Source organism: Streptomyces sp. CT34 (genome assembly GCF_000805335.1).
Taxonomy (GTDB): Bacteria; Actinomycetota; Actinomycetes; order Streptomycetales; family Streptomycetaceae; genus Streptomyces.
In genome coordinates, this window is the sequence record NZ_KN708638.1 from 1,858,109 (window position 1) to 1,883,065 (window position 24,957).

The 24,957-nt window shown below is 72.1% G+C and carries 24 protein-coding genes and 2 pseudogenes; 11 read left to right on the forward strand and 15 right to left on the reverse strand.

Going from position 1 to position 24,957, the window contains the following annotated elements; translation table 11 throughout:
* The first annotated feature begins 41 nt into the window (after positions 1–41).
* Together RZ84_RS08290 and RZ84_RS08295 are read left to right on the forward strand one after the other, a co-directional pair.
* Positions 42–575 (forward strand): YbhB/YbcL family Raf kinase inhibitor-like protein, encoded by a 534-nt coding sequence (locus RZ84_RS08290; protein WP_043263748.1) that lies wholly within the window; start codon positions 42–44, stop codon positions 573–575.
* A 446-nt stretch (positions 576–1,021) separates the two neighbouring features.
* Positions 1,022–1,528, forward strand: coding sequence for an HNH endonuclease (locus tag RZ84_RS08295; protein WP_043263749.1), 507 nt, complete (start codon positions 1,022–1,024; stop codon positions 1,526–1,528).
* 85 nt (positions 1,529–1,613) lie between these two features.
* Here RZ84_RS08295 and RZ84_RS08300 read toward each other — a convergent pair whose 3' ends face one another.
* The 4 genes from RZ84_RS08300 to RZ84_RS08315 all read right to left on the reverse strand — a co-directional run bounded on the left by RZ84_RS08300 (position 1,614) and on the right by RZ84_RS08315 (position 4,818).
* The gene (locus tag RZ84_RS08300) at positions 1,614–2,381 is read right to left on the reverse strand and encodes a sulfite exporter TauE/SafE family protein (protein WP_043263750.1); all 768 of its coding nucleotides are present in this window, start codon (positions 2,379–2,381) and stop codon (positions 1,614–1,616) included.
* Between the two features lie 82 nt (positions 2,382–2,463).
* The gene (locus RZ84_RS08305; protein ID WP_043263751.1) at positions 2,464–3,402 is read right to left on the reverse strand and encodes an SPFH domain-containing protein; all 939 of its coding nucleotides are present in this window, start codon (positions 3,400–3,402) and stop codon (positions 2,464–2,466) included.
* A gap of 101 nt (positions 3,403–3,503) precedes the next feature.
* Positions 3,504–3,917 carry an NfeD family protein gene (locus RZ84_RS08310; RefSeq protein WP_043263752.1) on the reverse strand — a complete coding sequence of 138 codons (414 nt, stop codon included), beginning with the start codon at positions 3,915–3,917 and terminating at the stop codon, positions 3,504–3,506.
* A gap of 88 nt (positions 3,918–4,005) precedes the next feature.
* Positions 4,006–4,818, reverse strand: a complete 813-nt coding sequence (locus RZ84_RS08315) for an ABC transporter ATP-binding protein (RefSeq protein WP_043263753.1) — start codon at positions 4,816–4,818, stop codon at positions 4,006–4,008.
* A 90-nt stretch (positions 4,819–4,908) separates the two neighbouring features.
* Here RZ84_RS08315 and RZ84_RS08320 point away from each other — a divergent pair, with 90 nt between their 5' ends.
* The gene (locus RZ84_RS08320) at positions 4,909–5,724 is read left to right on the forward strand and encodes a hypothetical protein (RefSeq protein ID WP_043263754.1); all 816 of its coding nucleotides are present in this window, start codon (positions 4,909–4,911) and stop codon (positions 5,722–5,724) included.
* Between the two features lie 104 nt (positions 5,725–5,828).
* Here the strand turns inward: RZ84_RS08320 and RZ84_RS08325 are convergent, their stop codons facing one another.
* From RZ84_RS08325 to RZ84_RS08340, 4 genes are all read right to left on the reverse strand, one after another.
* Positions 5,829–6,074, reverse strand: a complete 246-nt coding sequence (locus RZ84_RS08325) for a chaplin (protein WP_043263755.1) — start codon at positions 6,072–6,074, stop codon at positions 5,829–5,831.
* Positions 6,075–6,232: 158 nt separating this feature from the next.
* Complete coding sequence (locus RZ84_RS08330; RefSeq protein ID WP_043263756.1) at positions 6,233–6,478, reverse strand: chaplin; 246 nt, start codon at positions 6,476–6,478, stop codon at positions 6,233–6,235.
* A gap of 183 nt (positions 6,479–6,661) precedes the next feature.
* Entirely contained in the window at positions 6,662–7,324 is a 663-nt protein-coding gene (locus RZ84_RS08335; RefSeq protein ID WP_043263757.1) for a response regulator, read from the reverse strand.
* Positions 7,317–8,462 (reverse strand): GAF domain-containing sensor histidine kinase, encoded by a 1,146-nt coding sequence (locus RZ84_RS08340; protein WP_043263758.1) that lies wholly within the window; start codon positions 8,460–8,462, stop codon positions 7,317–7,319. The genes RZ84_RS08335 and RZ84_RS08340 overlap by 8 nt, the downstream gene beginning before the upstream one ends.
* Before the next feature lie 185 nt (positions 8,463–8,647).
* Here RZ84_RS08340 and RZ84_RS40785 point away from each other — a divergent pair.
* The 4 genes and pseudogenes from RZ84_RS40785 to RZ84_RS08350 all read left to right on the forward strand — a co-directional run.
* Positions 8,648–9,034 (forward strand): annotated as a pseudogene (locus tag RZ84_RS40785) (SDR family NAD(P)-dependent oxidoreductase); the annotation flags it as partial.
* A gap of 818 nt (positions 9,035–9,852) precedes the next feature.
* Positions 9,853–10,396: pseudogene (locus RZ84_RS40790) on the forward strand (S-adenosylmethionine:tRNA ribosyltransferase-isomerase); the annotation flags it as partial.
* Between the two features lie 22 nt (positions 10,397–10,418).
* Positions 10,419–11,129: a nitroreductase family protein gene (locus RZ84_RS08345; RefSeq protein ID WP_198539955.1), complete on the forward strand. Its 711-nt coding sequence runs from the start codon at positions 10,419–10,421 to the stop codon at positions 11,127–11,129.
* A 326-nt stretch (positions 11,130–11,455) separates the two neighbouring features.
* The gene (locus RZ84_RS08350; RefSeq protein ID WP_043263760.1) at positions 11,456–12,187 is read left to right on the forward strand and encodes a transglycosylase SLT domain-containing protein; all 732 of its coding nucleotides are present in this window, start codon (positions 11,456–11,458) and stop codon (positions 12,185–12,187) included.
* Between the two features lie 101 nt (positions 12,188–12,288).
* Here RZ84_RS08350 and RZ84_RS08355 read toward each other — a convergent pair whose 3' ends face one another.
* Positions 12,289–14,850 carry an ABC transporter ATP-binding protein/permease gene (locus tag RZ84_RS08355; protein WP_078893635.1) on the reverse strand — a complete coding sequence of 854 codons (2,562 nt, stop codon included), beginning with the start codon at positions 14,848–14,850 and terminating at the stop codon, positions 12,289–12,291.
* Between the two features lie 446 nt (positions 14,851–15,296).
* Between RZ84_RS08355 and serB the strand changes: the two genes are divergently transcribed.
* Complete coding sequence (gene serB / locus RZ84_RS08360) at positions 15,297–16,544, forward strand: phosphoserine phosphatase SerB (RefSeq protein ID WP_043263762.1); 1,248 nt, start codon at positions 15,297–15,299, stop codon at positions 16,542–16,544.
* Positions 16,545–16,712: 168 nt separating this feature from the next.
* Here the strand turns inward: serB and RZ84_RS08365 are convergent, their stop codons facing one another.
* The 4 genes from RZ84_RS08365 to RZ84_RS08375 all read right to left on the reverse strand — a co-directional run bounded on the left by RZ84_RS08365 (position 16,713) and on the right by RZ84_RS08375 (position 19,279).
* A complete protein-coding gene (locus RZ84_RS08365) occupies positions 16,713–17,231 on the reverse strand; it encodes a SixA phosphatase family protein (protein ID WP_043263763.1) in 519 nt (172 codons plus the stop codon).
* 110 nt (positions 17,232–17,341) lie between these two features.
* Positions 17,342–17,560 (reverse strand): hypothetical protein, encoded by a 219-nt coding sequence (locus tag RZ84_RS08370; protein WP_043263764.1) that lies wholly within the window; start codon positions 17,558–17,560, stop codon positions 17,342–17,344.
* A gap of 209 nt (positions 17,561–17,769) precedes the next feature.
* Positions 17,770–17,886 (reverse strand): SGM_5486 family transporter-associated protein, encoded by a 117-nt coding sequence (locus tag RZ84_RS42270; protein WP_258017738.1) that lies wholly within the window; start codon positions 17,884–17,886, stop codon positions 17,770–17,772.
* A 58-nt stretch (positions 17,887–17,944) separates the two neighbouring features.
* Positions 17,945–19,279: a CynX/NimT family MFS transporter gene (locus RZ84_RS08375; protein ID WP_043269401.1), complete on the reverse strand. Its 1,335-nt coding sequence runs from the start codon at positions 19,277–19,279 to the stop codon at positions 17,945–17,947.
* Positions 19,280–19,433: 154 nt separating this feature from the next.
* Between RZ84_RS08375 and RZ84_RS08380 the strand changes: the two genes are divergently transcribed.
* The gene (locus RZ84_RS08380; protein WP_043263765.1) at positions 19,434–20,117 is read left to right on the forward strand and encodes a FadR/GntR family transcriptional regulator; all 684 of its coding nucleotides are present in this window, start codon (positions 19,434–19,436) and stop codon (positions 20,115–20,117) included.
* A gap of 79 nt (positions 20,118–20,196) precedes the next feature.
* Here RZ84_RS08380 and fabI read toward each other — a convergent pair whose 3' ends face one another.
* Complete coding sequence (fabI, locus tag RZ84_RS08385; RefSeq protein ID WP_043263766.1) at positions 20,197–20,976, reverse strand: enoyl-ACP reductase FabI; 780 nt, start codon at positions 20,974–20,976, stop codon at positions 20,197–20,199.
* Between the two features lie 5 nt (positions 20,977–20,981).
* Positions 20,982–21,686: a 3-oxoacyl-[acyl-carrier-protein] reductase gene (gene fabG / locus RZ84_RS08390; RefSeq protein WP_043263767.1), complete on the reverse strand. Its 705-nt coding sequence runs from the start codon at positions 21,684–21,686 to the stop codon at positions 20,982–20,984.
* A 160-nt stretch (positions 21,687–21,846) separates the two neighbouring features.
* On the opposite strand from fabG, the gene RZ84_RS08395 reads away from it, so the two are divergent.
* Entirely contained in the window at positions 21,847–23,379 is a 1,533-nt protein-coding gene (locus RZ84_RS08395) for a TldD/PmbA family protein (protein ID WP_043263768.1), read from the forward strand.
* Positions 23,380–23,464: 85 nt separating this feature from the next.
* A complete protein-coding gene (locus RZ84_RS08400; RefSeq protein WP_043263769.1) occupies positions 23,465–24,892 on the forward strand; it encodes a metallopeptidase TldD-related protein in 1,428 nt (475 codons plus the stop codon).
* The last annotated feature ends 65 nt before the right edge of the window (positions 24,893–24,957 follow it).

Consider the following 24,957-nt stretch of genomic DNA (forward strand, 5'->3'; position numbering starts at 1 on the left):
CTGACCGGACAGAGTGTCAGCAACCGACCAGGAGGTCCGAGGTGTCCGAGCTGAAGCGACGGCCGCTCCCGCACGATTTCCACCCGCCGGTGGCGGAGTTCACGGTGGTGAGCGAGGAGGTGGAGCCGGGCGGGAGGCTGGGTTCGGAGCAGGTCTACTCCGGCGGCAACCGCTCGCCGCAGCTGCGGTGGGAGGGCGCCCCCGCGGGGACGAAGAGCTACGCCGTCACCTGCTACGACCCGGATGCGCCGACCGGCAGCGGGTTCTGGCACTGGGTGCTGTTCGATATCCCGGCGTCGGTGACGGAGCTGCCGGCGGGGGCCGGCAGCGGTGACATGAAGGGGCTTCCCAAGGGGGCCGTGCACGTCCGCAACGACTACGGGACGCGGGACTTCGGGGGCGCGGCGCCGCCGCCCGGCGACGGGCCGCACCGCTATGTGTTCACCGTCTACGCGGTGGACCAGGAGAAGCTGGGCCCGGACGAGGACGCCTCGCCCGCGGTGGTGGGCTTCAATCTGCGGTTCCACGCGATCGGGCGGGCTCAGCTGATCGGTGAGTACGAGGTGCCCGCGTAGGGCTCGTCGGGCCGGCGGACCGCGGCCCGTAATTACGTTGCGCCCCGGCGCTTCCGGCACGCACAGTGGTACGCGTACCGCCGCCTGTTCCAGGCGTCGGGCAGCTGGTACCGCAGTGGCGGGAGCGGCGGGGCGCAGGTGTGTCGCCCACCGTTCGCCGGAGTCCGCATTCGTGTCGGGCGTCCGCGCCGGCTGTCGTACGCTCCGGGTTCCGTGCACATCACGGGGGCGGAACCCGGAGCGCACCTTTCGCGCCGGGCGTCCGGCGCTGTGCCCGGGGTGCCCGGCGCCGTTCCGGCCGGGCTGCGCAACACCTCTTCTTCATCGTGCGATCACCTTCCATTTCCCTTGTGGCATGCGGAAATTGCGTTGTCCGGGAAATACCTGCCACTGCACAGTGGAGCCACTTCGCCGCGGGGGCGAACCGGGTCCGGGAGGTGGACGGGATGCGCGAGACGCTGGTGCTGAATGCGAGCTTCGAGCCGCTGGCGACGGTGTCGCTGCGGCGTGCGGTGGTGCTGGTGATGCAGGACAAGGCGGTTGTCGAGCACGCCCACCCGGGGCTGCGGATCCGGGCCGCTTCGGTCGATGTGCCGGTGCCGCGGGTGATCAGGCTCAGCAGGTACGTACGGGTGCCGTTCCGAAGACGGGCGTCGTGGTCGCGGCGGGGGGTGCTGGTACGGGACCGGCATCGGTGCGCGTACTGCGGGAAGCGGGCGACCACCGTGGACCACGTCGTGCCGCGGTCGCACGGCGGTGGGGACACCTGGCTGAATACCGTCGCTTCGTGCGCGGAGGACAACCACCGCAAGGCGGACCGTACGCCCGAGCAGGCCGGGATGCGGCTGCTGCGCCGGCCCTTCGAGCCGACGCCGGCGGATGCGCTGGTGTCGGCTCTCGGAGTGTCCGTACGGGACATGCTGCCGATGGGGGCACCTCCTGTTGCCCTTTAGGCCATGGGGGAGGCTGCGGGCCCTGCCGGCGTAGCCCGGGGCCGGGACCGGTTCGGCCATCTGTCCGCCTCTCGCCCAACTCCCCTTATTTGACGAGGAGTTGAACGATGGCCAGCAGTCCCACGACGACGATGGCGGCGCGCAGGGCGACCGGCGGCAGCCGTCGGCCGACCTTGGCTCCTATCTGGCCGCCGAGTGCGGAGCCGACCGCGATGAGGGCGACGGCGGTCCAGTCGAAGTCGGCGACGAAGAGGAAGAAGACCGCCGCGACGCCGTTGACGACGGCGGCGAGGACGTTCTTGATGGCGTTGATGCGCTGGAGGTCGTCGCTGAGCAGCACGCCCATCAGGGAGAGGTATATGACGCCCTGGGCGGCGCCGAAGTAGCCGCCGTAGACGCTGGCCAGCAGCAGTCCGGCGAAGAGCACCGGCCCGCCGTCGTGCCGGGCGGTGGTGCCGTTGCGGGCGCGGCGGGCGCGCAGTGCGGCGGCGAGCCGGGGCTGGACGACGACCAGGACGAGGGCGACGGCGATCAGTGCGGGGACGATCATCCGGAACGCGGTGGAGGGCAGCGCGAGCAGCAGGACCGCGCCGGCCAGGCCACCGACGAGGGCGACGGACGCGAAGCGCAGCAGCCGCCGGGACTGGCCGGCCAGTTCGTGGCGGTAGCCGATGGCGCCGCTGATCGAACCGGGCACCAGGCCAAGGGTGTTGGAGACATTGGCCGTCACGGGCGGCAGGCCGATGGCGAGGAGTACGGGGAAGGTGATCAGGGTGCCGGAGCCGACGATGGTGTTGATCGTGCCGGCCCCGAGGCCGGCGACGAATACTGCGACTGCTTCCCAGATGGACACGCCGTCTCCTCACACGGTCAGGGTGCCTCCCCGCCATTGGAGGTCGAGGGGCACCCCGATCATGCACGAGTGGGTGGGCGCGTCAGTCGATGGGGGGTGACTGGCGGTTCGGGTTGCTGGGCTTGGGGATGCTGCCGCCACCGCCCCCGGGAGTGAAGTTGCCGATGGCGCCGCCGAGGCCCTTGAGGGCGTCGCCGATCTCGCTGGGCACGATCCAGAGCTTGTTGGCGTCGCCCTCGGCGATCTTCGGGAGCATCTGGAGGTACTGGTACGACAGCAGCTTCTGGTCCGGGTCTCCGGCGTGGATGGACTCGAAGACCACCCGGATCGCCTGGGCCTCGCCCTCGGCGCGCAGCGCGGCGGCCTTGGCCTCACCTTCGGCGCGGAGGATCGCGGACTGCTTCTGGCCCTCGGCGGTGAGGATCTCGGACTGCCGGACACCTTCGGCCTGGAGGATGGCGGCGCGCTTGTCACGGTCGGCGCGCATCTGCTTCTCCATCGAGTCCTGGATGGAGGTCGGCGGCTCGATGGCCTTGAGCTCGACGCGGTTGACGCGGATGCCCCACTTGCCGGTGGCCTCGTCGAGGACGCCTCGCAGCGCCGCGTTGATCTCCTCACGGGAGGTCAGGGTCCGCTCCAGGTCCATGCCGCCGATGATGTTGCGGAGGGTGGTGACGGTGAGCTGCTCGATGGCCTGGATGTAGCTGGCGACTTCGTAGGTGGCGGCGCGGGCGTCGGTGACCTGGTAATAGATCACGGTGTCGATGTTGACGACGAGGTTGTCCTGCGTGATCACCGGCTGCGGAGGGAACGGCACGACCTGCTCGCGGAGGTCGATGCGGTTGCGGATGGAGTCGATGAACGGGACGACGATGTTCAGGCCGGCGTTGAGCGTGCGGGTGTAGCGGCCGAAGCGCTCGACGATCGCGGCGCTGGCCTGCGGGATGACCTGGATCGTCTTGATGAGTGCGATGAACACGAGCACCACCAGGATGATCAGGACGATGATGATCGGTTCCACAGCGGCTCCCGTGCCCTTCGTTGCTGGTCCGTACCGGCCGGCGGCCGGCTTGACGTTGATCAGTCTTCCAGAGTCCCGGCGTGTCGCGCACCGGGTTCGGGTCAGATGACGACGGCGGTGGCGCCTTCGATCTCCACCACGTCGACCTGCTGGCCCGGTTCGTAGACCCGGTCGCTGTCGAGGGCACGTGCGGACCAGATTTCCCCGGCGAGCTTGATGCGGCCCCCCTCGCCGGAGTCGACCCGCTCCAGGACCGTGGCGCTTCTGCCCTTGAGCGCGTCGATGCCGGAGGCGAGCCGGGGGCTCTGGCCGCGGTGGCGGTTGGCGATGGGGCGCACGACGGCGACCAGCGCGACCGATACGGCGACGAACACGAGGAATTGCAGAACGGTGCCGCCACCGAGCGCTGCGGTGACGGCACCGGCGACGGCACCGACCGCGAACATCCCGAATTCGGGCAACGCGGTCACGACGAGGGGAATGCCCAGTCCTACGGCGGCGAGGAGCCACCACACCCATGGATCCACGGCTTCATGGTAGATCCGGGGCACGGTGCGGGACAGGGCGCGATCGGTCAGCGGCCCGACCGGCCGGGCCCGGCGGCTACTTGAGGGGCAGGCCCTGCGCCGTCCAGCGGTCGCTGCCGTTGCGCTCGACGATCAGCGGAAGGCCGAAGCAGTGCGAGAGGTTGCTGGAGGTCAGTTCGAGGTCGAGGGGGCCGGCGGCCAGCACCTTGCCCTGACGGATCATCAGGACGTGGGTGAAGCCCGGCGGGATCTCCTCGACGTGATGGGTGACCATGATCATCGACGGGGCGTACGGGTCGCGGGCGAGCCGGCCGAGGCGGCGCACCAGGTCCTCGCGACCGCCGAGGTCGAGGCCCGCGGCGGGCTCGTCCAGGAGCAGCAGCTCGGGGTCGGTCATCATCGCGCGGGCGATGAGGGTGCGCTTGCGCTCGCCCTCGGAGAGGGTGCCGAACTTCCGGTCGAGGTACTCGTTCATCCCGAGCCGGTCGAGGAAGGCGCGGGCGCGCTGCTCGTCGATGTCGTCGTAGTCCTCGCGCCAGCTCGCGGTCATGCCGTACGCGGCGGTGAGCACGGTCTGCAGGACGGTCTGGCCGCGCGGCAGCTTGTCGGCGAGCGCGACGCCGGCGATGCCGATGCGCGGGCGCAGGTCGAAGACGTCGACCCGGCCGAGCTGCTCGCCGAGGATGCTGGCGGTACCGGTGCTCGGGAAGAGGTAGCTGGAGGCGACGTTCAGCAGGGTGGTCTTGCCGGCGCCGTTGGGACCGAGGATCACCCAGCGCTCCCCCTCCTTGACCGACCAGGAGACCTGGTCCACCAGAGCCCGTCCTTCGCGGACCACGGATACGTCCACCAGCTCCAGCACATCGCTCATGAGCGCACTGTCTCCCATTGCTTCTCGGTCGTCGTGTGCGCCTGTAGGCGCAGCCCCCCTGCAAACCTACGCCACTCGCTGTCAGTGCTGTTCCCTAGGCTGGGGGCCATGCTCGATGAACCTCGTTCGGGACGGCTGGCCGCATGGGGAAATGCCCTTTTGGCCGGACTTGTCTCGCCTGATGACGCCGCGCACCGGATCGCGGACGACGACGCGGTGCACCGCGTGACGGACCTGCCCGGGGAGGACGCCCCGGTCGGGCTGACCCTCGCGCTCGGGCGGCTGCGGACGCTGGGCGCCGTCGGCCTGCGGGTGGCACTGCCGGTGCCCGGGCATCCGCTGGGGCTGAGCGGGCCGCCGGAGTTCAACGCACGGGCACTGGAAGCCGGGGAGGCGGTGCTGGCCCCCGGTACGGGGCTGGGCCTGGTCCCGGAGACATACGAGGCCGGTCCCGAGGGCGGCGTTGGGCCCGATGTGCATGTGGAGGTGGTCTGGCACTGCCTTCCGGCGCGGGAGGCTCCGCCGGCCGACGTACCGTCGCTGGGCGAGGCCGAGCGGGAGCTGGCGGAGGCGCTGCGGGAGGCGACGGAGGTGCTCTCGACGCTGGACGTGGCCGGGTCCGGTCCGGTCGCCGAGGCGGCGCTGGAGGCGTACCGGGCGCGGGCGGAGGCCGGCCGGCGGGTGCTGGCGCCGGGCTATCCGCCGCGGGCCGTACGGGTACTGGAGCTGGCGCAGCGGGTCGGTGCGCTGATCGACATCGCCCGGCAGGCGGGCGGGGACGGCCGGGAGCACGGCGCGGCGGTGAGCTCGTCGGAGATCGCGGCCCGCGCCGCGGCGCTGCGTCCGGTGGAGCGGACGGCCCGGCGGGCGCAGGTGGCGGCGTACAACTCCGCGGTCGAGGAGCGGGAGCGGCGCCGGGGGTGAACAGGGAAGGCCCCGCCGGCCGTGGACTGACCGGCGGGGCCTCGGGAGAACCGGGCGGAACTGCCCGGAGCGGTCCGGGGGATGCAGGCCCCGGGCCGACGGCCTCAGTTGTTGGTGCTCCCGTTGCCGAAGGCCGGGTTGAGCACGCCGCCGCCGTTGACGCTGTTGCCGGTGAGGTTCACGGGGACGTGAACCGGCGCCTGGACGACGTTGCCGGAGCCGGCGCCGGGGGAGCCGACGGCCTCGCCCTTGGCGTGCCCGCAATCGTGTGCAAACGCCGAACTGGCGGCAGCGCCGACAGCGAGACCGGTGGTGGCAAGGACAAGGGCGGCCTTTTTGGCGGTGTTCATGGTGGCGTGTTCCTCACGTGGTGGCACAGGGCCGTAACGACGATGACTGTGGAGTGCCGGACCGGCCGCTCGGCCAGGGCTTGGCGGGGCCGGTCCGGTGTGCCTCTTGCGCGCCAGGGCGCGGCGCGGTCAGGCGATCGGAGCGAATGCTCCGGCGATCAGCGGTTTGCGCAGTGGTTGCCGAAGGCCGGGTTGAGCACGCCGACGACGGAGATGGTGTTGCCGCAAACGTTCACGGGGGCGGCCACCGGGTCCTGGACGACGTTGCCCGACAGGACACCCGGGGACGCCACCGCGACACCGTCGGCCTGCGAGGCGTCGTGCGCGGAGGCGACACCGGCGCCCGCCAGGACGAGACCGGCCCCCGCCATCGTGATGGCCGCTACCCGCTTGATGTTCTTCACTTCTCTTGCTCCTCGTTGCCGATGCCGTGGCCAACCGCCACGACTGCACTGGGAAACGGCCCGGCCCGGAGCAGGGATACGCCAAACGGGCTACGTATACACGACAGTATGAATCCGGGATCTCCAGGGCGACGTTCGGTTAATAGGTTTGACGCCCCGTCCGGTCCCCGCCTCCCCCGCGTTTCAGGCCCCGATGCCGTGCCGGACGGCCCACAGCGCGGCCTGCGTGCGGTCGGCGAGGTCGAGTTTCATGAGGATGTTGGAGACGTGCGTCTTGACGGTCTTCTCGGACAGCACCAGCGTGCGGGCGATCTCGCGGTTGGAGCGGCCGTCGGCGATCAGGCCGAGCACCTCGCGCTCCCGGTCGGTGAGCGAAGTCCCGCGCCCCTGGCCGCCGTTGTTGTCCTCCTGGGAGAGCAGCGCGCCGGCCACCTCGGGCTGGAGCAGGACGTGCCCTGCGTGGATGGAGCGGATGGCACCGGCCAGCGCGTCCGGGTCGATGTCCTTGTAGACATAGCCGGCAGCGCCGGCGCGCAACGCCGGGACGACGGTGCGCTGTTCGGTGAAGCTGGTGACCACCAGCACCCTGGCCCGGTTGTCGAGTTCGCGCAGCCGGCGGAGCGCCTCGATGCCGTCCGTGCCGGGCATCTTGATGTCCATCAGGACGACGTCCGGGCGCAGTTGCTCGGTGGCGGCGACGCCCTCGTCACCGTCGGACGCCTCCCCCACCACCTCGATGTCGTCCTGGATCTCCAGGAACGTGCGCAGACCGCGGCGGACGACCTGGTGGTCGTCGACGAGCAGGACGCGGATCGGGCGGCGCTCGCCCTTGTCGCCCTCAGCCACCGGGCACCTCCATCTCGACAGCGGTGCCCCTGCCGGGCTCCGAATCCACGCTGAGCCTGCCCCCGACACCGCCGGCCCGATCATGCATCGAGACCAGGCCGAGGTGCCGGCCGGCCCGGCGGACCGCGCGGGTGTCGAAGCCGCGGCCGTCGTCGGCGACGCGCAGCAGGGCGCCCTGGCCGAAGCGGTTCAGGGTCACCTCGACGCGCCCGGCCCCCGAGTGCCGCAGGGCGTTGTGCAGCGCCTCCTGGGCGACCCGCAGCATGGCCTCCTCCTGGGCGGAGGGCAGCGCCCGTACGCCGTGGGCGGCGAAGGTGACGCGGGCGGAGTGGGCGCGGTCGAGGACCTGGACCTGGGAGCGCAGGGTGGCGACCAGGCCGTCCTCGTCCAGGGCCGCGGGGCGCAACTCGACCACGGCGGCGCGGAGTTCGTCGGCGGCCTCCGCGGCCAGCGCGGCGACCTGGTGCAGCTCGTCCTTGGCGCGGGCCGGGTCGCGGTCGACCAGCGCGGTCGCGGCCTGGGCGGTGAGCCGGAGGGAGAAGAGCTTCTGGGAGACCGCGTCGTGCAGCTCGTGGGCGAGCCGGGCGCGCTCGCCGGCGATGGTGAGCTCGCGGCTGCGCTCGTAGAGGCGGGCGTTGGTCAGGGCGATGGCGGCGTGCTGGGCGAGTATGCCGAGCAGTCGCTCGTCCTCCTCGGTGAAGCCGCAGGTGTGCTCCGGTTTGGGGCAGCGCTTGTTGGCCAGGAAGAGGGCGCCGAGGATCTCGTCGCCGTCGGCGACCGGGAGGCCGAGGAAGTCGGACATGTCCGGGTGGGCGTCGGGCCAGCCGCCGAACCGGGGGTCCTCACGGACGTCGGCGAGCCGCTCCGGGGTGGCGTTGTGCAGCATCGCGGCGAGGATGCCGTGCTGGCGGGGCAGCGGGCCGATGGCCTTCCACTGCTCGGCGCTGACGCCGTCCACCACGAACTGGGCGAAGCCTCCGTGGTCGTCGGGCACCCCGAGGGCGGCGTACTCGGCGTCCAGCAGCTCACGGGCCGAGGCGACGATCGTCTTGAGGACGTCGCGCACCTCCAGATGCCTGCTCATCGCCAGGATCGCGGTACTCACCGCGGGGATCCCGGCACCCGCTCCGTTGCTCATGGCCTCAACCGTACCGGCGGGCTGACCGGCCCGTATCGGTCCACCGGCGCCCCGCGCCTCCGACCGCGGGCCTAGGCCGAAGGCCCTGGGAGGGCCGGTTCGGCGGCCGACGCCCCGGGCGGCCGGATTCACGGTGAGGACGGGGGCGCGGGGCAGCGGGCCCGGCCCGCGGACGCGGGGACGCGATCACGCCGGTGACGATCATCACGGGAGCCTCGAAGGGGCTGGGCCGGGAGCCGCCGCGGCGCCGGCCGGGCGCGGCTGGGACCTGGTGGTGGACGCCAGGTCGGCCGGACCGCTGGAGGCGGCGGCGCGGGAGCTGCGGCGTACGGGGCGCGGGTGGTGGTGCCGCCCGGGGATGTGGCGGACGGCGGGCACCGGCGCCGCCGGTGGCCGCGGCGCGGGAGCCGGGCGGGCTGGACCTGCTGGTGAACAACGCGAGCGTGCTGGGTGTGGAGCCGCTGGTGCGGCCGGCGGAGCAGCCGCCGGACGGGCTGCGGACGGCGCTGGAGGGGAACGTGCTGGCGCCGCTGGGGCTCGTGCAGGAGGCGCTGCCGCTGTTGCGGTCCGCCACCCCTTCCCGATCGGTCGATCATTCCCTTTCGTCCCGTTCAGAACTTTCATCCCGTTCGGCAGCTCGTGAGTTGTTGTCCCCTTATACAGGGGAATGGAGCGGAGAGGTGCTGGATGGGCTTGATAGGCCGGATTGGCCGAATGATCTAGATAGGCCGGATTCCGCTGCGGAGACCTCGGGTGCCGAGGTGCCGGACGCCCATGAACCCGGTGAATCCGGCAGTCACGACTCATCCGCCAAAGAGAATGTGTCCCCTTATATAGGGACAGGTGGGGCGATCCTGGCCATCAGCTCGGATGCGGACGGATCTGTAGGCGGTGGCGGTCCCGCTCGACGACGGCTCCGGGCGCCCGCTGCCGGCCGCGGTCGTCCCGGCACTGCTGCGGCTGCGCCTGGCCGCCTTCCCGCGTTGTCGACTGCGGCGCCGTGCGCGTTTCTCACCGTTGCGGCGCTGTGCGGCCCGCGCAAGATTTCGGCTTTCCCGCCATGGCGCCCGCGGCGGGCGGTGCCGCTGCGCGGGGCCGTTCGGCTGCCGGACCGGTCCTCCGGACTCCGTCCTGCGCGGCCCGTCCCCTCCCTGGGGAGTGGAGAAGGCCGGTGAGACCGCACCTGACCCCTCTACGCGCGCGCAGCGGACGGAGCACGCACGGCCCCCACCGAGCCTTGCCATCCACCCACGGGAGAGGCCGCTCCGCAGGACGAAGTCCGGAGGAGCGGCAGCGCACCCGGCAACCCACGCCCGCCGCAGGCGCAAAGGCGAACGGCCACCACGACGGGAAAGCCGACGACCCGGGAAGGCGGCCACGCGCACCGGAACGGCTGCCGGGCGGGGCGCGGCTGGCCCTGGAGGCGCCGGTGGATCCGGCGAGCGCGCGGCTGTGGTGGGCGGAGCTGGTGCCGCGGCTGGTGAGTGCGGGGGGTGCAGTTCGCGCCGATCTCGCTGCACCCCGGCGTCGCGTCGGCGGAGGCGTTCGAGCCGCCGTGTCCGGAGCGGTTCGTGGTGCCGTCGGTCACCGCGTGGCTGGTGGACGCGGCGCGGGCGCGGCGCCGGGCGGCTCCCCGGGCGGCGGGCGGGTGGATCGTGGCGGTGGGGACCACGGCCGTACCGGCGCTGGAGCCGGCGACCGGGGCGGAGGGGCGGGTGCGGGCGGCGGCCGGCCGGCCGGATCTGGCGGTGACCCCGGAGCGCCCGCTGCGGGTGGTGGACGGCCTGCTCACCGGGCTGCACGAGCCCACCGCCGCGCATCCGCTGATGCCGGAGGCGGTGGCGAACCGGGAGGTGCTACGGCGCGCGTACGCGGCGGCGGTGGCGCGGCGCTGTCCGTGGCACGAATTCGGCGATCTGCGTCTGGTGCTGCCGGGCCGAGTTCCAGACTCGGTGCATGTCGCCTTCAACGGAATCCCCCCGGAGCTGGACGCCGATCCACGGAGAGCCCTACCGGCCGGTGCCGTACCGGCCCGCGCGGATGCCGGCGGCCGAGTCGCTGGCCCGGGCCGCCGAACTGCGGGAGCGGATGGACCGGCGGCGGACGGTGCGGCAGTTCGCCACCGACCCGGTGCCGGAGCAGGTGGTGCGGGACGCGATCGCCTGTGCGGCCACCGCGCCGTCCGGGGCGCATCAGCAGCCGTGGACGTTCGTACTGGTCAAGGACCCCGAGGTGCGCCGCCGGATCCGGGCGGCGGCGGAGGCCGAGGAGCGCCGCTCGTACGAGGGGCGGCTGGGCGAGGAGTGGCTGGCGGCGCTGCGGCCCCTGGGCACCGACGAGGTGAAGCCGCATCTGACGGACGCGCCGCAGCTGATCGTGGTCTTCCAGCAGCGGCACTGGCTGGGCCCGGACGGCAGCCGGCGCAAGCACTACTACGTGGACGAGTCGGTGGGTATCGCGGTCGGCATGCTGCTGTCCGCCCTGCATCTGTCGGGGCTGGCGGCGCTGGTGCACACGCCGAGCCCGATGCGGTTCCTCCAGGAGGTCCTGGGGCGGCCGGCGAACGAGAAGGCATTCGCGGTGATTCCCGTGGGGTACCCGGCGGCGCATTGCGAGGTGCCCGATTTGGTACGAAAGTCCCTTGACCAGGTGATGGTCGAGATCTGACACCCGAAAAATGCGCACAGGGTGTGCGTTTGCAATTACTGCTGGCGAGATAAACCCCTTCCCGGTGTGACCCCGCGCATAGGGCGCACATCACTTACGACCCCGATTAGTGGACATATAAAGACCGTGTGAACTGCGGAAATGGTATCCCGGACGCATTCCGGGCACCCCCGGTTCCACTAACCCGGATCGTACGTCACACCGTTGCCCGGGGAATTTCCGGCCGCTAAGAATGGCTCCCGTCGCTCGGCGCCGTGATCAGAACTCGGAATTCTGCGCCGCTCAAGGCCCGCGCGATGTCCCCCATTGGAAGAGGTCGTCCCGCCATGCCCAAGCACACTGTTTCCGGTCTGAATCCGACCCGCACCCACAAGCTCTCCGCCGCCGGCGTCGCCGCCGTCGGTGCCGCCGCGCTGGTCTTCGCCGTCGTTCCGGGTGCTGATGCCGGCCAGGGCAAGAGCGAGGCCGTCGCCCAGAACGTGAACGTGAAGCCGGTCGCCTTCAGCGCGGTCGACACCGCGGCTCAGGCCCAGCAGGCCACGATCGCCAAGCAGGCCGACGCGTCCGCGGCGCAGGGCAAGGCCGAGGCGGCGGCGGCCAAGGAGAAGGCCGAGGCGTCCGCCAAGGCGAAGGCCGAGCAGGACCGCAAGGACACGGAGACGGCGAGCCGTTCCGCGATACGCACCGCCATCCCGGCCGCCGCCCCGACCGCCGCCCCGAAGTCGATCAAGACCTACGGCAACACCGTGGACAGCTGGATCCGGCAGTCGCTGAACGTCATGGCCCAGCACGGCATCCCGGGCAGCTACAACGGCATCTACCGCAATCTGATGCGGGAGTCGTCCGGCAACCCGATGGCGATCAACCTCTGGGACTCCAACGCCGCGAAGGGCATCCCCTCCAAGGGCCTGCTCCAGGTCATCGACCCGACCTTCCGCCAGTACCACGTGCCCGGCACTTCCTGGAACATCTACGACCCGGTCGCCAACATCACCGCCGCCTGCAAGTACGCCGCCGCGATGTACGGCTCCATGGACAACGTCAACTCGGCCTACTGAGCCGGACGTTCCACCGGCCGCGGCCACCGCGCACACCGCCGAGGGGCGGCACCCACGACCGGGTGCCGCCCCTCGGCGCTGCAATGCGGTGACCGCGCGCGCTACTTGCGCATGACCTCCGGCTCGTGGCGGCGCAGCAGCCGCGCGACGACGAACGCGAGCCCGACACCCAGCGCGAGCAGGATGATCACGTCCATCACGTAGACGCCGGTCTGGTGCTTCCACAGCGGGTCGGGGTGGCCCACCTCCCACGGCAGCAGGGTGTTCATGTCGGCGGTCGCGCCCAGCGCGGCGACGGCCCAGCGGGACGGCATCAGCCAGGAGAACTGGGAGACGCCGGCGGTGTCGAACAGCTGGAAGAGCACGCCGGTGAAGACGACCTGGACGATGGCGAACATGACCAGCAGCGGCATGGTCTTCTCGGCGGTCTTGACCAGCGAGGAGATGATCAGGCCGACCATCATCGAGGTGAAGCCGAGGGCGATGATCGCCAGCGCCATCTCGATCGCCGGGGCCTTGGGGAAGATCAGGCCCTCGGCCGGCAGCTTGCGGGTGGAGAAGCCGATCGCCGAGATGATCACGCCCTGGACGGCGGTGACCACCCCGAGCACGATGACCTTGGACATCAGATACGCCGACCGCGACAGGCCGGTGGCCCGTTCGCGCTCGTAGATGACCCGTTCCTTGATCAGCTCACGGACCGAGTTGGCCGCGCCGGAGAAGCACATGCCGACCGCGAGGATCAGCGCGATGGTGCTCGCGTCGCGGTTGGTCTGGTGTCTGCTCGCCGGGCCGTATCCGAGGCCGTAATCGCTGGGGATCAGCAGCGAGACCACGCCGAGCACGGCCGGCAGCACCACCATCAGGGCGAGGAAGCCGCGGTCCGAGGCGAGCACCGAGACATAGCGCCGCATCAGTGTCCACAGCTGCGAGCCCCAGCTCTGCGACTTCTGGATACGGGCCGGCGGCGCCTGGACGTTGACCGACTGCGGGGCGGCCGAGTCGACGTCCGCGGCGTACATCTGGAAGTGCGGGGATCCGCGCCAGCGGCCCGCCCAGTCGTAGTCGCGGTAGTTCTCGAACGCGGAGAAGACGTCGGCCCAGGTCTCGTACTGGAAGAAGTTCAGCGCCTCCTCGGGCGGGCCGAAGTAGGCCACCGAACCGCCCGGAGCCATCACCAGCAGCCTGTCGCACAGGGCGAGTTCGGCCACCGAGTGCGTCACGACCAGGACCGTGCGGCCGTCGTCGGCCAGGCCGCGCAGCAGCTGCATGACGTCGCGGTCCATGCCCGGGTCCAGGCCCGAGGTCGGCTCGTCCAGGAAGATCAGCGAGGGCTTGGTCAGCAGCTCCAGGGCGACCGAGACGCGCTTGCGCTGGCCGCCGGAGAGCGAGGTGACCTTCTTGTCCTTGTGGATGTCGAGCTTGAGCTCGCGCAGCACCTCGTTGATCCGGGCCTCGCGCTCCGACTGCGCGGTGTCGCCGGGGAAGCGGAGCTTGGCGGCGTAGCGCAGCGCCTTCTGGACGGTCAGCTCCTTGTGGAGGATGTCGTCCTGCGGGACCAGGCCGATGCGCTGGCGCAGCTCGGCGAAGTGCTTGTAGAGGTTCCGGTGGTCGTAGAGGACGTCGCCCTGGTTGGCGGGGCGGTAGCCGGTCAGCGCCTTGAGGAGCGTCGACTTGCCCGAGCCGGAGGGGCCGATGACGGCGATCAGCGACTTCTCGGGGACGCCGAAGGAGACGTCCTTGAGGATCTGCTTGCCGCCGTCGACGGTGACGGTCAGATGGCGGGCCGAGAAGGAGACCTCGCCGGTGTCGACGAACTCCTCCAGGCGGTCGCCGACCAGCCGGAAGGTGGAGTGGCCGACGCCGACGGTGTCGTTCGGGCCGATCAGCGCGGTGCCGGACTTGGGGACCGGTTGGCCGTTGACGTAGGTGCCGTTGTGGCTGCCCAGGTCGCGGATCTCGAACCGGCCGTCGGGGGTGGCCCGGAATTCGGCGTGGTGGCGGGAGACCTGGAGGTCGGAGACGACCAGTTCGTTCTCCAGCGCACGGCCGATCCGCATCACCCGGCTCATGTCCAGGCGGTGGAAGGTGGTCGGGCTGCGGTCGCCCTGGGCCTGCGGGGCCGGACTCTCCTGGGCCCCGTCGGGCCGCTGCGGGGGAACGGCCTGCCGGGGCCCGCCCTGCGGCGGCTGCTGCGCCTGCTGGGGCGGGACGTACGGCGGCTGCCGGCCCTGCGGCGGAGCCTGCCAGCCCTGCTGGGCGGGCGGCTGCGGGGCCTGCTGCTGCGCGGGCGGCGCCTGCCAGCCCTGCTGCTGCGGCGCCATCGCGGGCTGCGCGCGGTAGGCGTCGGCGGGCGCCGCGGCGGCGGACAGGGTCAGCCGGGGGCCGTCGGTGGCGTTGCCGAGATGCACGGCGGTGCCGGGGCCGATCTCCAGCTGCTGGATGCGTCGGCCCTGGACGTAGGTGCCGTTGGTACTGCCGTGGTCTTCGACGATCCAGCTCTGTCCGGACCAGCGGACGGTGGCGTGCCGCCAGGAGACTCTGGCGTCGTCGAGCACCATATCGCCCTGCGGATCACGGCCCACGCTGTAGGACCGGGACGGATCGAGCGTCCAGGTCCTTCCGTTCAATTCGAGTACGAGTTCAGGCACTCCATGCCCCATTACATAGTCCCCCGAGTGACGCCCTGTATGGGAAGTCTAGGGATGGCGAACATCGTGAGGAACTATTTCAGGCTCGGCCCGCGGACCGGAAACCGGGACGCGACGGGGGTGCGCGGGGCTCCAGTTGGCGCCCGGCGAACCCTCCCGGAGGGCCGGAAGGGCCCGAAATGCCCGGCGATCAAGGGATTACCGGTGGTGCGTCCCGCTCCGTATGGCCCGGCGCGGCCGAAATCGCCCTATCAAAAACCGAGTTGGGACGCCGGCCCGCTCCCCCGCACCGGTACGACGCAGCGGCCCGGACACGAGTCCATAACGATCGACGGCGGACGGCGGCGGCCGGCCGCTCCGGGGGCGCTCCGGCGGGGGGCGCCCGGCGGGCGGACCCGCGGTCCGAACCCCGGACACCCGTACGGGCGCGGCCCCCCGCCGGTTACCGTAAGGGCACCATGAGCGCATCGCAGACCCCGCCTGCCACCGCCGCACCAGGCGAAGACGTACCGACCCTCCTCGTGAAGATCTTCGGGAAGGACCGGCCCGGCATCACCGCGGGCCTCTTCGACACCCTCGCCGCCTACTCCGTCGATGTCGTGGACATCGAGCAGGTGGTGACCCGGGGGCGCATCACGCTGTGCGCGCTGGTCACCGCCCCCTCCCCCGCCGAGGGCTCCTACGGTTCGACGGAGGGCGACCTCCGGGCGACCGTGCACAGCTGGGCCGAGTCGCTGAACCTCCAGGCGGAGATCATCTCCGGCCGTGGCGACAACCGTCCGCGCGGCACCGGACGGTCCCACGTCACCGTGCTGGGGCATCCGCTCACCGCCGAGTCGACGGCCGCGATTGCCGCCGCCATAACGGCCACCGGCGGCAACATCGACCGGATCTTCCGGCTTGCCAAGTATCCGGTGACGGCGGTCGAGTTCGCGGTCTCCGGTGCGGAGACCGAGGCGCTGCGCAGTGTGCTGGCGCCCGAGGCCGCGGTGCTGGGGGTGGATGTCGCGGTGGTCGCGGCCGGGCTCCAGCGCCGGGCGCAGCGGCTGGTCGTCATGGACGTCGACTCCACCCTCATCCAGGACGAGGTCATCGAACTGTTCGCGGCGCACGCCGGGTGCGAGGCGGAGGTCGCCGCGGTGACCGCCGCCGCGATGCGCGGTGAGCTGGACTTCGAGCAGTCGCTGCACGCCCGGGTCGAGCTGCTGCGCGGGCTGGACGCGTCGGTCGTCGACGCCGTGCGCAAGGAGGTGCGGCTCACCCCGGGCGCCCGCACCCTCGTGCGGACGCTCAAGCGGCTCGGCTACCAAGTCGGCGTGGTCTCGGGCGGTTTCACCCAGGTCACCGACGCGCTCAAGGAAGAGCTGGGGCTGGACTTCGCCTCCGCCAACACCCTGGAGATCGTCGACGGCAGGTTCACCGGCCGGGTCACCGGCGAGATCGTGGACCGGGCCGGCAAGGCCCGGCTGCTGCGGCGGTTCGCCCACGAGGCGGGGGTGCCGCTGGCGCAGACCGTCGCGATCGGCGACGGCGCCAATGACCTGGACATGCTCAACACGGCGGGCCTGGGGGTGGCCTTCAACGCCAAGCCCGTGGTGCGCCAGGCCGCGCACACCGCGGTCAACGTGCCGTTCCTGGACACCGTGCTCTATCTGCTGGGCGTCACCCGCGAAGAGGTCGAGGCGGCGGACACACACGTGGAGTGACCTGAGGAAACGCTCCGCAGGCGATGGCCCCGGCCCTGGCGGGCCGGACACCGGGGAGAGCATGAGGCGGGAACGGCACGCGGCCCCGGCGCCCTGTGCGCCGGGGCCGCGTGCTCAGCCAGCCGCCGTCCCGGCCGCTCGCCGTCCCGCCGGCGGCGGCCGGCGGCCTCAGCCCTGCGGCGTCCAGTACGCGACCAGACGCCCCACCCCGTGCTCGACCGACTTCCACGAGCCGTTGAAGGTGAGCACCGCCATCGCCGCCGTCGGGAAGCCGCTGCGGTGCATCCGCGGCAGCAGGTCGCCGTCGGCCTCACCGGCCAGGGCGTCGGCGAGGGCGTGCATCCCCGGATTGTGCCCGACCACCAGCAGATCGCTGACGTCGTCCGAGGTCTCGTTCAGCAGCGCGATCAGCTCGCCGAGGGAGGCTTCGTAGAGCCGCTCCTCGTAGACGGTCTTGGGGCGCTGCGGAAGCTCGTGGACGGCGAGCTTCCAGGTCTCACGGGTACGGGCGGCGGTCGAGCACAGGGTCAGCTCGGGGGTGACCCCCGCCCCGGCCAGCCAGCGGCCGGCGACCGGGGCATCCTTGCGGCCACGATCGGCGAGCGGACGGTCATGGTCGCTCACATCTGACCATTCGGCCTTGGCGTGTCGGAGCAGGACAATCCGGCGGGGTGTATCGACGCTCATGTGTCCCAGCTTCGCATGGATCCCCGCGCCCGGCTCGGGGTGTTGAAGCGCTCCCCCTGCCGGGTGACCCCGGGCGGCGCCGCCGGGTGCCTTCGGGGAGCGCACCGCCGTCACCCGCCGATCCCGACCGCGCGGGCGAGGAACTCCAGCAGCGGTGCCAGGCCCTGCGGAACGCTCCCCGCACCGGCCGCGCTCGCCTCGCCGGGATTCGCCATCAGCACCAGCAGGGCTATGAAGGAGACCACCGGCAGCGCCAGCGCCCACCAGGGCAGCGCCTTCCGCAGGCCGGTGGCCTTCGCTGCGGACGGGCGGTGGAACGCGGCGGACATGGCGGTCTCCAGAGCGGTTCGAAGGACGGCGCACCGCGGGTGCGGCGCGCCCACCGCGGTATGCGGTGTACTTCGAAGTTACGGATCTCCGGCGGCCGTTCCCATCCGGGAAGCCACCCACGTGACCCTGATACCGGCCCCCTAGGGGACGGGGGGACATCCCCACCGCCGACCCGTGTCCGGTGTCCACGGAACGGGCCGCCGCCCGCTCACGGCGCCGCGATACTCGCGACGATCGCGACGACGACGGTCACCCCGAGCATCAGGCCCAGGACGAGCAGCAGCTTCTTCTGGCTGCCCTGCGGATTCGGTTCGAGCACTGGCATGCGCCCAGTGTCGCACCCGGTGTCCGCGCCCGTTCGGCCAGGGCTCACCCCCGGGCGCTCACCGCTCGTCCTCGATACGGCGGTCCCGGCCGGCCAGCACGCCCACCGCGATCTGCGGCACCATCAGCCCGGCCATCAGCGCGATCGGCAGCCCCCAGCCGCCGCTGTGCTGGTAGAGCGTGCCGACCAGCAGCGGCCCGGGGATGGAGATCAGGTAGCCGACGCTCTGCGCGAAGGCGGAGAGCTTGACGACCCCGGCGGGGCTGGACGAGCGCATCCCGATCATCGTCAGGGCAAGCGGGAACGAGCAGTTGGCGATGCCCATCAGCAGCGCCCAGGCCCAGGAGCCGGCGGCCGGGGCCAGCGCCAGCCCGGTGTAGCCGGCCAGCCCGCAGAGCCCGAGGACCGCCACGAGCGGACCCTGGTGCCGCATCCGGGACGCCAGCGACGGCAGCACGAAGGAGAGCGGGACACCGACCGCCATGGTCACGGCGAGGAGCACGCCCGCGGTGCCCGCCGAGACCCCGGCGTCGCGGAAGATCTGCGGCATCCACCCCATCGTGATGTACGCGGCGGTCGCCTGGAGGCCGAAGAAGACGGCCAGCGCCCAGGCGGTCGGCGACGAGGTGATCCGCAGGGGCGCCTCCCCGGGAGCCCGGGCACCGCTCCGCGGCGCCTCCGGGGCGCTCCGCCGCTGCCGTACGACGGCGAGCCAGGGCAGCACGGCGAGGGCGGCGAGCAGCGCCCAGACGGTCAGGCCGGTGCGCCAACTGCCGCCCACCGCACCGGTCATGGGAACGGTGAGCGCCGCGGCGAGCGAGGTGCCCAGGGCCAGCGCCATCGAGTACAGCCCGGTCATCGGGCCGACCTTCCGCGGGAACCAGGTCTTGATGACCACCGGCAGCAGGACGTTGCTGACCGCGATGCCGGCCAGCGCCAGGGCGCTGCCGGCGAGGAATCCGGTGGTGCCGCCGGCGTACGGCCGCACCGCGACGCCCACCGCGATCGCCGCCATACCGGCGCACACGACCGCGCCGGGCCCCCAGCGCCTGGCCAGCCGGGGCGCGGCGATGCCGAAGACCGCGAAGCACAGGGCCGGTACGGAGGTCAGCAGGCCGGCGACGGTGCCGCTCATGCCGAGCCCGTCGCGGACCTCCTTCATCAGCGCGCCGAGGCTGGTGATGGCGGGGCGGAGGTTGAGCGCGGCCAGGACGAGACCGGCGATCACGATCCGCGGCAGCCAGCGGGCGGCGGGCCCGGCTTCCCGGGAGTGCTCCGGTACGGCCTCTTCGGCGGCGGGCCGCGACGGGCCGGCAGCGTCGCGCAACTCGGGCGGGGAGGTCGTCGAAGGCTCGGCGGCCGGGCCGAGGGTCGCGAGGTCGTCGTGTGCCATGCCGGCCATCATAGAATCATGGGATGAATGGTTGTCCAGCCTTTATCGGTAGCCTCAGCAGGCCCGCACGGCGGCCCGGCGCCCGGCAGCCCGTCCGCGCCCGCGCCGCCCCCGTCCTGCCGGCCCACCGGCCCCAGCACCCCGGAGCCCAGCCATGCCCCTGACCTCGCCCCGCCGGTCCGCCCTGGCCGACCAGGTGATCGCGCAGCTGCGCGCCCAGATCACGTCCGGCGACTGGCCGGTGGGGTCCCGCATCCCGACCGAGCCGGAGCTCGTGGAGCAGCTCGGGGTGGCCCGCAACACCGTCCGCGAGGCCGTCCGGGCACTGGCGCACAACGGGCTGCTCGACATCCGGCAGGGATCCGGCACCTACGTGGTCGCGACCAGCGAGCTCGCCGGGGTGATGAACCGCCGGTTCGCCGAGGCCGACCCCGGGCACGTCGCCGAACTGCGCAGCGCCCTGGAGGCGGCAGCCGCCCGGCTGGCCGCCGACCGCCGCACGGAAGGGGACCTGCGGCAGCTCGACGCGCTGCTGGAACGACGCGAGCGCGCCTGGCGATCCGGTGCCGCCGAGGCGTTCGTCGAGGCGGACGCGACCTTGCACATGGCGGTGGTGGCGGCCTCGCACAACGACGTACTGGCCGAGATCTACGCCGATCTCGGGGGCGTGCTGCGGGAGTTCCTGCGGGCCGACGTCGGCGAGGTGCTGCGGCCCGAGGCGCACATGGACCATGCCCGCCTGGTTGCGGCGATCCGCGCGGGCGACGGCGACCTGGCCGCCTCCGAGGCGAGCACCCATTCCTTCGGGTGCCGCGGCACCGTCGTGGACCGCGGCTGATCCGCGGGCCCCGGACCCCGGAACGCGTACTGCCCGCCCCGGGCGGACCGGGACGGGCAGTACGGAAACGCGACGGGTATCAGGCGCCCATCATGTGCACGCCGCCGTCGACGTGGATGATCTCGCCGGTGGTCTTCGGGAAGAAGTCCGACAGCAGGGCGACGATGCCGCGGCCCGCGGGCTCCGGGTCGGCCATGTCCCACTCCAGCGGGGAGCGGGTGTTCCACACGTTGGCCAGGTCCGAGAAGCCCGGGATGGACTTGGCGGCCATCGAGCCGATCGGGCCCGCCGAGATGAGGTTGCAGCGGATGTTCCGCTTGCCGAGGTCACGCGCCATGTAGCGGTTGGTGGCCTCAAGGGCGGCCTTGGCCGGGCCCATCCAGTCGTACTGCGGCCAGGCGAACTGGGCGTCGAAGGTCAGGCCGACCACCGAGCCGCCCTCGTCCGGCATCAGCGGGAGGCAGGCCATGGTCAGCGACTTCAGGGAGAACGCCGAGACGTGCATGGCCGTGGCGACCGACTCGTAGGGCGTGTTGAGGAAGTTGCCGCCCAGGGCGTCCTGCGGGGCGAAGCCGATGGAGTGGACGACGCCGTCCAGGCCGCCCAGCTCCTCGCGGACCACGCCCTCCAGCCGGTCCAGGTGCTCCTGGTTGGTCACGTCCAGCTCGACGACCTTGGCCGGCTTGGGCAGCTTCTTGGCGATGCGCTCGGTGAGCGTCGGTCGCGGGAACGCGGTCAGGATGACCTCGGCGCCCTGCTCCTGCGCGACCTTGGCCGCGTGGAAGGCGATCGAGGACTCCATCAGCACACCCGTGATCAGAATGCGCTTGCCGGCGAGAATTCCGCTCGTGTTCGTCATCGTGCTCAGTGCCCCATGCCCAATCCGCCGTCGACGGGAATGACGGCTCCAGTGATGTACGCGGCGTCGTCGGAAGCCAGGAAACGGACCGAGGCGGCGACCTCCTCGGGCTGCGCGTAACGCGCCAGCGGCACCTGCTTCACGATGTTCTCCCGCTGCTCGTCGCTGAGCACCCGGGTCATGTCCGTGTCGACGAAACCGGGCGCGACGACGTTGACGGTGATGTTGCGGCTGCCCAGCTCACGCGCGAGCGAGCGGGCGAAGCCGACCAGACCGGCCTTCGAGGCGGCGTAGTTCGCCTGGCCCGGGGCGCCCATCAGGCCGACCACCGACGAGATCAGGACGATCCGCCCCTTGCGGGCCCGCAGCATCGCGCGGTTGGCGCGCTTGACCACCCGGAACGTGCCGGTGAGGTTGGTCTCCAGAACCGAGCTGAAGTCCTCCTCGGACATCCGCATGAGCAGCTGGTCGCGGGTGACGCCGGCGTTGGCCACCAGCACCTCGACCGCGCCCTGCTTCTCCTCGATCTCCTTGTACGCCTGCTCGACCTGCTCGGGGTCCGTGATGTCGCATTTCACGGCCAAAAATCCCGCTGGCGGCTCGCCCGAGCGGTAGGTGATGGCGACCTTGTCGCCTGCCTCGGCGAAGGCACGGGCAATGGCCAGGCCGATGCCGCGGTTGCCTCCGGTGACCAGAACCGAGCGGCTCAAGAGATCACCCTTTCCGTGTCCTGTCGTCTTGCGTTCGGTACGAAACTAGCGGTCACGGCACCGATACGGGGAATCGGGCCCGAACAGGGGCGCGCCCCGGTCACTGTCGGGTCTCCACAGATCCAGGGCATGATGCATCCGCCGACTACGGGAGGACGCCGTGCCTGCTGCACCCCACGACCTTGACGAGACCTTTCTCGCGCTGCCGCTGCACGCGCTGGCCGACGCCGCGCTGGCGCGGGCCCGCGCACTGGGCGCCGAGCACGCCGACTTCCGCCTGGAGCGGGTGCGCAGCGCCTCCTGGCGGCTGCGGGACGCCCGGACGTCGGGCACCTCGGACACCACCGATCTCGGGTACGCGGTCCGCGTGGTGCACGGCGGCGCCTGGGGGTTCGCGTCCGGGGTGGACCTGACCATGGACGCCGCGGCGCGGGTGGCCGGCCAGGCGGTGGCGATGGCCAGGCTGTCGGCGAAGGTGATCGAGGCCGCGGGGTCCGGCGGGCGGGTCGAACTGGCGGCGGAGCCCGCCTACCCCGACCGCACCTGGGTCTCCGCGTACGAGATCGACCCCTTCGCGGTGCCGGACGCGGAGAAGTCCGGGCTGCTGGCGGAGTGGAGCGCGCGGCTGCTGGCGGCGCCGGGCGTGGCACACGCCGACGCGTCCCTGCTGGCCGTACAGGAGAACAAGTTCTACGCGGACACCGCGGGCACCAGCACCACCCAGCAGCGGGTCCGGCTGCATCCGCAGCTGACCGCCGTCGCGGTGGACCCGGCCGGCGGCGACTTCGAGTCGATGCGCACCCTCGCCCCGCCCGTCGGGCGCGGCTGGGAGTACCTGACCGACGGCGGCTACGACTGGGACGGCGAACTGGCCCGCCTCCCCGAGCACCTCGCCGAGAAGATGCGCGCCCCCGGCGTCGAGCCCGGCATGTACGACCTGGTCGTGGACCCGTCCAACCTGTGGCTGACGATCCACGAGTCGATCGGCCACGCCACCGAACTCGACCGGGCGCTGGGCTACGAGGCGGCCTACGCGGGGACCTCGTTCGCCACCCTCGACCAGCTGGGGAAGCTGGCCTACGGCTCGCCGATCATGCACGTGACCGGCGACCGCACCGCCGAGCACGGGCTCGCCACGATCGGCTACGACGACGAGGGCGTGGCCGCCCAGTCCTGGGACCTGGTCCGGGAGGGCACCCTGGTCGGCTACCAACTCGACCGCAGAATGGCCAGGTTGACGGGCTTCCCGCGCTCCAACGGCTGCGCGTACGCGGACTCCCCCGGCCATGTGCCGGTGCAGCGGATGGCCAACGTCTCGCTCCGTCCGGCGCCGGACGGCCCCGCAACGGAGGAGCTGATCGCGGGCGTGGAGCGCGGCATCTACGTGGTCGGCGACCGCTCGTGGTCCATCGACATGCAGCGCTACAACTTTCAATTCACGCAGCAGAGGGCGTACGCGATCCGGAACGGGCGACTGGCCGGCCAGCTGCGCGATGTCGCGTACCAGGCCACCACCACGGACTTCTGGGGGTCGATGACCGCGCTCGGCGGCCCGCAGACGTACGTCCTGGGCGGTGCGTTCAACTGCGGCAAGGCACAGCCGGGCCAGGTCGCGGCGGTCTCGCACGGCTGCCCCTCGGCGGTCTTCGAGGGCGTCAACATCCTCAACACGGCGCGGGAGGCGGGGCGATGAGCAGCCGCCACCACCGAATCGGCCGGGGGTCCGGGGATCGCCACCCGGGCAAGCACAGTCTCAACACGACGCAGGAGGCGGGGCGATGAGTCCGCGCAGCATCCGCAGCAACCGACCGCACGAGATCGTCGAGCGGGCGCTGGAGCTGTCCCGCGCCGACGGCTGCGTGGTCATCGCCGACGAGCACTCCAGCGCCAATCTGCGCTGGGCGGGCAATGCCCTCACCACCAACGGCGTCACCCGCGGCCGGACGCTGACCGTCGTGGCGACCGTGGACGGCGCACAGGGCACCGCGGCCGGGGTGGTCTCGCGGTCCGCGGTGACCGCGGACGACCTGGAACCGCTGGTACGGGCCGCGGAGGCGGCGGCCCGGGACGCCGGGCCCGCCGAGGACGCACAGCCGCTGGTCGCCGGCGAGAAGGTGTCCGACGACTTCACCGACGCGCCCGCCGAGACCTCCTCGGAGGTCTTCGCGGCCTTCGCGCCGGCCCTCGGGGAGTCCTTCCGGCAGGCCGGCGCCGGCGGCCGGGAGCTGTACGGCTTCGCCCAGCACGGGGTCGTGTCCTCGTATCTGGGCACCTCCGCCGGGCTGCGGCTGCGGCACGACCAGCCCACCGGGGTGCTGGAGCTGAACGCCAAGTCGCCGGACCGCAGCCGCTCCGCGTGGGCCGGCCGGGCCACCCGCGACTTCACCGAGGTCGACCCCCGGGAGCTGGATGCCGAGCTGGCTCGGCGGCTGGGCTGGGCCGAGCGGCGGATCGAACTGCCCGCCGGCCGCTACGAGACGCTGCTGCCACCGACCGCCGTCGCCGACCTGCTGATCTACCAGCTGTGGTCGTCCGGGGCCCGGGACGCCGCGGAGGGCCGTACGGTCTTCTCCAAGGCGGGCGAGGGGGAGGGTGCCGCGCGCACCCGGGTCGGCGAACGGCTCTCCGCGCTGCCGCTGACGCTGCGCAGCGACCCGCTGGCCGCCGGACTGGAGTGCGCGCCGTTCGTCCTGGCACACGCCTCCGGCGACGACGCCTCGGTCTTCGACAACGGGCTGCCGCTGACCGCCACCGACTGGATGCGCGACGGGGTCCTCGACCGGCTGCCGACCACCCGGCACAGCGCCGCGCTCACCGGGCTGCCGGTGGCGCCGGCCATCGACAACCTCCTTCTGGAGGGCGGTGGTTCGCGCTCGCTGGACGAGATGGTGGCCGGCGCGGGCCACGAAGGGCCGGCGCTGCTGCTGACCTGCCTCTGGTACATCCGCGAGGTCGACCCGGCCTCACTGCTGCTGACCGGGCTGACCCGGGACGGCGTCTACCTCGTCGAGAACGGCGAGGTCGTCGGCGAGGTCAACAACTTCCGGTTCAACGAGTCGCCGGTCGACCTGCTGTCCCGGGCGGTGGAGGCGGGACGTACCGAGCGGACGCTGTCCCGGGAGTGGAGCGACTACTTCCCGCGGACGGCGATGCCGGCGCTGCGGGTGCCGGACTTCAACATGAGCTCGGTCAGCCGGGGGGTGTGAGCGACGGGTGCACGGCGGGCCGCCGCCCCGCCCGCAGGGGGCCGCGGCACCCGGCGCCCGGCAGG